Raw genomic sequence first — 227 nt, forward strand, 5'->3', positions numbered from 1 at the left:
GCATTGAGGAGATAGAGCTGCTGCTTCCGAAGATGGACAGGCTGACCCTGGTCCGTATTCTTGAAAAGCTGCAGGAGCGTCATCTGATCAAGGAAATACTTGTCGGCTGGAATGTGTACTATAAATTTGAGCATCAGGTCTTCCGCCAGTTCATATACGAGCGCCAGAGTGAGGGAAAGAAGCGCATGTACCATCAGATGCTGGCAGAGTATTATGAGTCAAAGGCT

1 protein-coding gene is annotated in these 227 nt (G+C 48.5%); it reads left to right on the plus strand.

The features are described 5' to 3' along the window. Positions 1-227, plus strand: a 227-nt coding sequence (locus HJY11_RS13845) for a hypothetical protein (RefSeq protein WP_368041621.1), incomplete at both ends; no start/stop codon positions are given.

The organism is Bittarella massiliensis (ex Durand et al. 2017), from assembly GCF_017566145.1.
Taxonomy (GTDB): Bacteria; Bacillota; Clostridia; order Oscillospirales; family Ruminococcaceae; genus Bittarella; species Bittarella massiliensis_A.